Origin of the sequence: Tychonema sp. LEGE 07196, from assembly GCF_963890365.1 — a bacterium.
In the GTDB taxonomy this organism is placed as follows: domain Bacteria; phylum Cyanobacteriota; class Cyanobacteriia; order Cyanobacteriales; family Microcoleaceae; genus Microcoleus.
This window is the reverse complement of the sequence record NZ_CAWPRX010000131.1, coordinates 64,701-70,700: the sequence shown is the minus strand read 5'-3', so window position 1 is coordinate 70,700 and position 6,000 is coordinate 64,701. Positions and strand designations below refer to the sequence as shown.

8 protein-coding genes are annotated in these 6,000 nt (G+C 47.7%); 5 read left to right on the top strand and 3 right to left on the bottom strand.

Annotated features, from left to right (window positions below; genetic code table 11):
- A partial coding sequence (locus tag AACV78_RS15755) for a TlyA family RNA methyltransferase (protein ID WP_194074311.1) occupies positions 1 to 476 on the bottom strand: 476 nt, incomplete at its 3' end.
- 320 nt (positions 477 to 796) lie between these two features.
- Here AACV78_RS15755 and AACV78_RS15750 point away from each other — a divergent pair.
- On the top strand, positions 797 to 985 hold the full coding sequence (locus AACV78_RS15750; RefSeq protein WP_228052067.1) for a hypothetical protein: 189 nt from the start codon (positions 797 to 799) through the stop codon (positions 983 to 985).
- A gap of 108 nt (positions 986 to 1,093) precedes the next feature.
- On the opposite strand, the gene apcB is transcribed toward AACV78_RS15750, so the two are convergent.
- A complete protein-coding gene (apcB, locus tag AACV78_RS15745) occupies positions 1,094 to 1,603 on the bottom strand; it encodes an allophycocyanin subunit beta (RefSeq protein ID WP_194008596.1) in 510 nt (169 codons plus the stop codon).
- 360 nt (positions 1,604 to 1,963) lie between these two features.
- Between apcB and glnA the strand changes: the two genes are divergently transcribed.
- Positions 1,964 to 3,385: a type I glutamate--ammonia ligase gene (gene glnA, locus AACV78_RS15740; RefSeq protein ID WP_194008597.1), complete on the top strand. Its 1,422-nt coding sequence runs from the start codon at positions 1,964 to 1,966 to the stop codon at positions 3,383 to 3,385.
- A 425-nt stretch (positions 3,386 to 3,810) separates the two neighbouring features.
- On the opposite strand, the gene AACV78_RS15735 is transcribed toward glnA, so the two are convergent.
- A complete protein-coding gene (locus AACV78_RS15735; RefSeq protein ID WP_228042282.1) occupies positions 3,811 to 4,311 on the bottom strand; it encodes a hypothetical protein in 501 nt (166 codons plus the stop codon).
- 16 nt (positions 4,312 to 4,327) lie between these two features.
- On the opposite strand from AACV78_RS15735, the gene AACV78_RS15730 reads away from it, so the two are divergent.
- From AACV78_RS15730 to AACV78_RS15720, 3 genes are read left to right on the top strand one after another with little or no spacing between them, the layout of a single operon-like run.
- On the top strand, positions 4,328 to 4,654 hold the full coding sequence (locus tag AACV78_RS15730) for a hypothetical protein (RefSeq protein WP_194008598.1): 327 nt from the start codon (positions 4,328 to 4,330) through the stop codon (positions 4,652 to 4,654).
- A 2-nt stretch (positions 4,655 to 4,656) separates the two neighbouring features.
- Positions 4,657 to 4,881, top strand: coding sequence for a hypothetical protein (locus tag AACV78_RS15725; protein WP_194008599.1), 225 nt, complete (start codon positions 4,657 to 4,659; stop codon positions 4,879 to 4,881).
- A 36-nt stretch (positions 4,882 to 4,917) separates the two neighbouring features.
- Positions 4,918 to 5,913 (top strand): ferritin-like domain-containing protein, encoded by a 996-nt coding sequence (locus tag AACV78_RS15720; protein WP_339383668.1) that lies wholly within the window; start codon positions 4,918 to 4,920, stop codon positions 5,911 to 5,913.
- The last annotated feature ends 87 nt before the right edge of the window (positions 5,914 to 6,000 follow it).

Here is a 6,000-nt window from a genome sequence, read left to right as displayed (position 1 = left end):
TGTTCTTGTCCCCCCCCTGGACAAGGGGGGGCTGGGGGGGGTGACTCGCCGTAAAGCTCAGCAGCAGTCATGTAGCGCAAATTGGTGCGTTCTTTCAAAATTACCCTCGGATCGTTACGCAAGCGCCAATCAGCTTGACCGTAGCCCACATCTATGCCGTAGACGAGGGCTGCACCGGCTTGCAGCAGACAGTCGGTAAAGCCGCCTGTGGAAATGCCACCGTCGAGACAAATTCTGCCCGCTACGGGAATCGCAAACACTTCTAAAGCTTTGGCTAGTTTGTCGCCGCCTCTGGAAACGTAGCGCGATCGCTCTTTAATCTTAATTTTTGCTGCAATGTCAACCTCAGTGCCCGGTTTGTCAACTACCTGTTGGTCGATCGAGACTTTCCCCGTCCGAATCAATGCCTGAGCTTGCTGTCGGGAAGCGCACAAATTTAGGTCTACTAATAAAGTGTCTATTCGTTGTTTAGCCAAGGTTTTTAATCTGTACGCCACGGTTGTTGACAGTAACCAGATTACCACTTACGCAAAAACCCGACTGCGGATTTTTGGCGATTATTTTGCTTTTCCCAGCAGAAGTACCGCCACGAGCCCGCTGCCGTTTTTTCCGCGCTTGAGAGAGCTGCGGGGCGAGACCCCTTACCTTGCATGATGTGACTGAGATCGCTTTTTGTGTGTAGTTTTATCACAGATATACCTCCTTAGAATCACACAAAAACTTTGGCTAGTAGCGGATTATGTAAATAAAGGGGAATGCGCCACACACACAATCAGGGCGATCGAGCATGAAAACAATGAACTTTCCTATCAGAAATATGACTATTTGTCAAGAAAACCCCTTAGCCTTCGTCAGCGGCAACATCATCCACATTCTTTATCCCAACGGCGAAGTAGAAGTAACAACAACCGAGCAAATCGATCGCCGCCAAACCAAAAATCCCCTCGACAAATGCCTCGTCTGGGGATGTGTTGGCGACTTTTAACCAATAAAAAAGATCGCTTAGAGGCTGTGATGCCAAAAAAGCGATCGAGAGGGTGCTACCTACAAGCTACAAAAGCAATTTTCTGCTAAAAGAAAGAGCTTGCTTGACTTAAATATCTTGTTCGCTCAATTCGCGAATCATGTAATCAAAAGGTTGCTCCAGGAAAGGCCCCACAGACAAGCCTGCAGCTTCCACCTCAGCCTTAACCATCTCCTTCATAATGCCAATCCCCATCACCGTAGGGCCAATGGGAACGCTCAGAGAATTGTAAGTTTCCCGCAAACCTTGCAGCACGCGCTCGTCGAGCACATCCGTACTTCCAGCCACCAGGGCGTAAGTAGCATAGCGCAAGTAATAGTCCATGTCCCGCAGACAAGCCGCGTAACGGCGAGTCGTGTAGGCATTTCCACCGGGACGGATCAGTTCCGGCTGTTCGGCAAATAGCTGGATACCAGCTTGCTTGACAATTGACGCAGCATTGCTGTTGATTGCCGCAGCAGCCTGTACCCGTGCTGTGCCGGTTGCAAAATAAGATTTCAACCGATCGATACCATCCCGGTCTAAATACCTGCCAGCAACATCATAATTTTCAATCAGACTCGTCACTGCATCGCGCATTAGTTTGTCTCCCAAAAATCTTTATCAATACTTTGCTATCTGAGATAGACCGCCTATTGTAGACTACTACAAATCGGCCTTTGATTAAGATTTGAGATAGGATTTGTACGATCGGCAGTCAATCCCCGACCAATAGCCGCAAAATTCAGCCGTTCGTTTTGTAAAAACAGCCGAAACACAGACAAAATAAGAATCACAAACTGCCCGATCGCGATCGGATCAATTTTTAATTATTGTATCTTTTGCTACAAAAAAGTGATAGTTGAAGGCCTACGATCGCCCAAACAGTCTGAAATCTGCCGTTAGCGAAGCTTGCAGCTATGGAATCGCCAGCAACCACACCAATATCAGGAGTAAGTCATGTTCCAGACACCCCAAGAAGCCCTAAACTACATAAAAGAAAATAAAATCCAGATCGTTGACCTAAAATTCATCGATATGCCGGGGATCTGGCAACACCTTTCCCTGTACTACGACCAAATCGACGAAACCGCCTTCACAGACGGCATACCCTTCGACGGTTCCAGCATTCGGGGCTGGAAAGCCATCAACGAATCAGACATGACAATGGTCATCGATCCGACCACCGCTTGGATGGACCCGTTCATGGCAGAACCCACCATCAGCTTCATTTGCAGCATCAAAGAGCCCCGCACCGGCGAACCGTACAATCGCTGTCCCCGCACCATAGCTCAAAAAGCCATAGACTACTTACTGACAACCGGTCTCGGCGATACAGCATTCTTCGGCCCGGAAGCAGAATTTTTTATTTTTGACGACGTTCGCTTCGACCAAACCCAAAATTCCGGCTACTATTACGTAGATTCGATCGAAGGTCGCTGGAATTCTGGCAAAGAAGAACCAGGCGGCAACCTCGGCTACAAACCGCGTTACAAAGAAGGTTATTTCCCAGTAGCACCAACCGATACCTCTCAAGACATGAGAACGGAAATGCTGCTGACAATGGCAAAATGCGGCGTACCTATCGAAAAACACCACCACGAAGTCGCCACCGGCGGGCAATGCGAACTCGGTTTCCGCTTTGCCACATTAGTACAAGCCGCCGACTATCTGATGACATACAAATACGTCATCAAAAACGTCGGCAAAAAATACGGCAAAACCATCACATTCATGCCCAAACCGCTGTTTAACGACAACGGTTCCGGGATGCACGTTCACCAGTCGATTTGGAAAGACGGCAAACCTCTATTTGCAGGCGACCAATATGCAGGTTTCAGTCAAATGGGACTGCATTACATCGGCGGCATTCTCAAGCACGCCCCGGCACTTTTGGCACTCACCAACCCGACGACTAATTCCTACAAGCGTTTAGTTCCAGGCTTTGAAGCACCTGTAAACCTAGCTTACTCTCAAGGAAATCGATCGGCATCAGTACGGATTCCGTTATCGGGAACCAACCCCAAAGCCAAGCGGTTAGAATTCCGCTGTCCCGATGCCACATCAAACCCCTATTTAGCATTTGCAGCCATGCTGTGCGCCGGCATAGATGGCATCAAGAATCAAATCGATCCGGGCGAACCTTTGGACGTGGATATCTACGACCTTTCGCCGGAAGAATTGAGCAAGATTCCTTCGACTCCGGGTTCCTTGGAAGGTGCTTTAGAAGCTTTGGAAAAAGACCACAGTTTCTTAACTGAAACCGGCGTATTTACCGAAGAATTCATCCAAACCTGGATTTCCTACAAACTCGACAACGAAGTCAACCCGATGCGGTTGCGTCCTCACCCTTACGAGTTTTCTCTCTACTACGACTGTTAGATAAGTTAAAAATCACACCTCAAAAAAATTAAAATTATCATTTTTTGAGGTGTGATATCATGTGCAATCGAACGATCGCGATCGGATGAGTTTGTGGCGAGGAATGCAAGTCTTGACAATCGAAGGACTTGCATTCCTCACTACAAACCACTTTTATTTTGGGCGATCGACCGAACATGATACGATTCTAAAAAAGGTCGCCTTTGCAGGCGAATTTTTTTATATTTAATCAATGCGAACTCCAATGCCCAATTCCCAATTATATCGTGGACGGTTGCATCGGAATAATAAAATCGAGTCAACAGTCAGTAGGGGCGGTGCCTGTGAGTGCGGGCCCTCTTAACAGTCAACAGTCAACAGTCAACAGTCAACATCATGTATGAGTGTTACCGGAAATGATATTACCCATTCCCAAGTCCCAAATTTTAGAACATCTGTATTAGCGCCCAGACTTTGCCGTTACCGGAAACCACGAGGGCTACGCTGTGAGTGGTAGGCCCCACAGTAGCGTCCGAGACATCCTCTACGGCCCATTTATTTGCTTTCTCATCGACAATAAACAAATCGTCAGCGGTAGTGCCTTCTTGAACCCGATATATCTTATTCAAAATGAAACGCTGTCGCGCCTCAGCTTTTGGTATGCCCGTAACTTCATCAGGATCGACAGAGAGGGCACTGCCTTCTTTTAATGTACCTTTTGAGTTGCTTAAATTGCGATCGCTCTTTTCTGATATTTGTAGACTGTGAAGCCGGACGCAAGGCTTTGTCTCAGAGATATTTGAGACAGCAGCTAGCGCCCCACTTTTTTCTAAACCGAGCACCGCTGCAAAAGCTGTAAAAATTAACAAAATCTTAAAATTATTCACAGTAATTATTCTGGTTTGTGTGTTAAATGCTGCTGTCAGTATAAAGTAGCAATTAGCCATTAGCAATTACCAAACGATGTCTGATATTTTTGTGATGGTTCGCAATCAAAATAACGTCGCCATGACTTCAGTTGATGGCATTGCCTTCATTACTTTACTGAATCGGGACGGACGGGTACTGGCCGAGGAAACGGTTGCTTTGATGGAGGCAGATGCGGGATTTGATGACTTGGCACCAGGACAATATACTGTAATAGTTAGGCACGAACAGGTTGAACCACAATCTGCAAAATGGGATGTCACGATTGGCAAAAAAGATCGAGTCATCATACTGACATTTGTTTATCTAGAACCGGAACGGGTACTCCTTCGCATTCTAGCTACTGTTGAAGATAGACTATAACCATGACAGCTAATGTTATTCCATCACAATCAATTAAAATGTTTCGCTATCGAGTGCATTTCTTGGCAAAAGACCTTTGGAAGGAAAAAAACCCAGTTGGTCGAATGAATTTGGCTTTGCAGTTGGCGGATGCGGCGAGTACGCTGGCCAGATTGGAGGTGGAGGAAGCACAAAAATTTCAACAAGAGTCGGCTTCGGTTCTGGTTTCAGACTCAACTGAGACTTGATATCAATTTTGGGAATAGGGCATTGGGAATTGGGGATTGACAACCAACTTCTGCATTGCTTTATTGAATGAGCAAGCCGAAAAATTGCGTTACACTTATATAGGTATCTTTACAAAACAACATAAAATCATGACTGTTGCCTATCCCCGCAAGCTCCGCAACGCAATGGGAGCACGCGAAATTTTAGCTCAAGTGGTGCGCGATCGCGAAATTCACCTGATCACCCTCAACCGCTATCGGTTTAGCGAACAGCGCAGTTGCAAAGACCTCACCGACTTGATCGAGCAGCTAGACGGCGAACCGGCCGAACTTGTGCGCGATCTTTCCCGGCACATCTCCGACGAAGCGCAGCACGCCATGTGGCTTACCGACTTGCTGGTAGACTTGGGCCAGAATGTGGGCAAGCCGCCGGGAGTATCCTACATTGACGAGTTTGAAAGGTTGTTCGACAGCGAGCAACAAGACCCTACCAAAGACCGCGAAGATTTTGTAATTTCTTCCCTAGCGGCGATTAATGTCACCGAGAAGCGGGGATGCGAGTATTTCTCAGCCCACATCCACGCCCTGAAAAAGGCTCCTCAAACCGACGAAAACATCAAAATTCGCGAAACCATCGAAAAGATTTTTCCCGAAGAAGCAGGCCACGTCCGCTGGGGGAATCGCTGGTTGGGCGCAATTGCTGCTAAAAGCCCGGAACACCGTCAGAAGGTGGAACAGGCCAAACGCAAGTATGTGGCGATCGAACAAGCAGCATTTGAATCGGGAATGGATATTATGCTGGGGGCAGAACTCCGCCGCGTCACCCGCTTGGTAGATATTGCCAACACGATGCCGATGTGGGAACGCCCGCAATATTTGATGGAGCGCTTGCCCGCAACTCTGTTGGCCCCCGACTTGCAAATGACTAGAGTCGATGTGGCTCAGCGCGCCTGGAACCGCGACCCGCAGGCATTTGTGGAGAAATTTGTGCCGATGTTCCTCAACGGCATGAATACCATTGAGAAGAAGTCCGCGGCTAAACCGAAGGCTTAAACATCTAGGGAGGCAGAGCAAGAGTGATATGGGTTCCCAGGAAGAGCCTGGGAACCAGTAATAGACTCGTTCTACTCGTTACCAGGA

Excerpts from the sequence above, each read along its gene's own strand:
- AACV78_RS15725 (WP_194008599.1), top strand. The coding sequence starts at position 4,657 with ATGACAGCTAATGTTATTCCATCACAATCAATTAAAATGTTTCGCTAT.
- AACV78_RS15750 (WP_228052067.1), top strand. The coding sequence starts at position 797 with ATGAACTTTCCTATCAGAAATATGACTATTTGTCAAGAAAACCCCTTA.
- AACV78_RS15730 (WP_194008598.1), top strand. The coding sequence starts at position 4,328 with ATGTCTGATATTTTTGTGATGGTTCGCAATCAAAATAACGTCGCCATG.
- AACV78_RS15735 (WP_228042282.1), bottom strand. The coding sequence starts at position 4,311 with ATGGCTAATTGCTACTTTATACTGACAGCAGCATTTAACACACAAACC.
- glnA (WP_194008597.1), top strand. The coding sequence starts at position 1,964 with ATGTTCCAGACACCCCAAGAAGCCCTAAACTACATAAAAGAAAATAAA.
- apcB (WP_194008596.1), bottom strand. The coding sequence starts at position 1,603 with ATGCGCGATGCAGTGACGAGTCTGATTGAAAATTATGATGTTGCTGGC.